General features: G+C 49.1%; 2 protein-coding genes and 1 pseudogene. All 3 read left to right on the forward strand.

Translation table 11 applies throughout. The features are described from left to right. Nucleotides 1-526 (forward strand): SGNH/GDSL hydrolase family protein (locus tag AQR02_RS08205; RefSeq protein ID WP_245237223.1); only part of this gene is annotated, 526 nt, incomplete at its 5' end. Between the two features lie 149 nt (nt 527-675). Beyond that, nucleotides 676-1,677 carry a hypothetical protein gene (locus AQR02_RS08210; RefSeq protein WP_148449078.1) on the forward strand — a complete coding sequence of 334 codons (1,002 nt, stop codon included), beginning with the start codon at nt 676-678 and terminating at the stop codon, nt 1,675-1,677. A gap of 113 nt (nt 1,678-1,790) precedes the next feature. Next, nucleotides 1,791-2,052: pseudogene (locus AQR02_RS08215) on the forward strand (metallophosphoesterase family protein); the annotation flags it as partial.

A 2,052-nucleotide genomic window follows, 5' to 3' on the forward strand; every position in this document is an offset into this window, starting at 1 on the left:
TGATGGTAGCTGCGCGCCTCGGGCTGCAGTATCCGGAGAAGAAGCTAACTTTTTTAACCGGGGAATCAACGGCAACCGTGTTGTCGATTTGCAGGAACGATGGGATAGGGATTGCCTGGGTCTGAATCCAACCTGGGTCTCGATTTATATCGGGGTCAACGACACCTGGCGCCATATGGACTCCGGTCAGGAAACGACTGCCGCTGAGTTTGAAGCCTCTTACCGCGACCTGATTGAGCGCACAAAGGCATCCGTGAGTGCCAAGCTGGTGCTGATTGAGCCGTTCGTGCTGCCGGTGCCGGAAGACCGCAAGACATGGCGCCGGGATCTAGATCCGAAAATCCATGTTGTGCGTGAATTGGCCCGTGAATACGGTGCGCTGCTAGTACCGCTTGACGGTTTGTTCGCGGCTGCTTCAATGAAGGCTGAGCCTGCGTTCTGGGTGGGTGACGGCGTTCATCCTTCACCGGCCGGCCATGCCCTTATTGCCGATGCCTGGCTGAAAGCTGTAGGCGCGATTAATTAGTTCATATCCTGCCTTCGGGTTTAAGACCGATCCGTTAATATGCTGCGGAACGGTCTTTTCGTATTTCATTAAAGGTATATAGTGCTTTGTATTTTATTCTCCATGTAGACACTGCTATAATTGAAAGATATATATGGATGGATTTGGAGGTGGAACTTATCAGGCGGTTTCTGCTGATTGTGCCTTTATTGCTGACCGTTCTATTAACAGGCTGCCAGAATGCTTACGGATTTATTAATGCAAGATGGATTACGGAAATTCACCTTGAGTATAGTCCTCTGGATCGTGAGCAGAAGGAAGCGCCTTTTGAATCCAAAATCTTTACGGATGCCTTATTTATCAAGGACGTGGCAGATGCTATGAATTCAAGCAAGCGGATCCTGGGTGATCTGGATTATGATTACGATTTCAGAATGAAACTAACCTATGGCGACGGTTATACTGAGGATTATATTGTGAATCTGGGAAGTGCCAAAGGGAATCCGGGCTTGCTGCTGTCAGCCGATCGAAGCAGCACCGGGTATACGATACCTGTCAAATATGCCGACCGGCTGCGGACAGACATCTTTGGAGGAGAGCAGGCTGCCCCTGAAGCCGAAGGGGCAACGATCACACTCGATAGCCCGTTCAGCCTTTCCCGGAACCCGCTGATCTCAGTGACAGGGCAGCCCGAATCTTTAAACCTGGAGCTGATTAACGGCAAGTACAGTGAAGATTGGACTGAGCCATCTCCCTTAGCAGGCAGAAATTGGAGCGGGCAGTACCGGCTGACCGTTACTGGAGAACAGGGAGATATTCTAAGCACGTATCCTCTGAGCGGGCAATATAGGGAAACTTTAGCGTTCGACGGCTTTTTCCAGATTGAATTCGGTGATTATAACGGTGACGGTAATCCGGATTTTACGATTGGACAATATGGTTCCAGTAACGGAAATGTATTCAAGCTGTTCACCTTAAATAAAGATCGTTCAATTGAAGAATTGCCGGTCAACCATACACCCGAGCTGTTTGTCAGCGCTTCAGGGAAATACTCCGTGAAGCTGACAGAAACCGCAGGGGGCTTCAAAGCAAGCCATTATGATAATTCGCTCGGCAAGCAGGTGGAGAATACATACCGCTGGGTTGGTGCGGCTTTTCAAAAAGTTCAATAAGCAGTGGACAGCCGGACATAACTACGGATGGGGAAATGTCTATGTATAACGTTATTGCAGTAATTTCAGATATCCATAGCAACAGGCTTGCTCTTGAGGCTGTTCTACAGGATTTGAAGAACCAATATGCAGACCTCATTGTGAATCTAGGCGACACACTATTTGGTCCCATAGATCCGCTGGGTACAGCAGCACTGCTGATGGAGCAGCCGGCAATTGTGAATATAATGGGCAACTGTGATGAAATTCTGCTGCAGGAAAGAAGCGGATCACTCTCCTATAAGCAAGTGAAGCCGCTGCTTAGTACTGCCGAGGAAGAATGGATTTCCTCCTTCCGGGGGACATGGAGCTATGATGAGCTGCTGTTCTGCCATG

The organism is Paenibacillus ihuae (genome assembly GCF_001368795.1).
Taxonomy (GTDB): domain Bacteria; phylum Bacillota; class Bacilli; order Paenibacillales; family Paenibacillaceae; genus Paenibacillus_AQ; species Paenibacillus_AQ ihuae.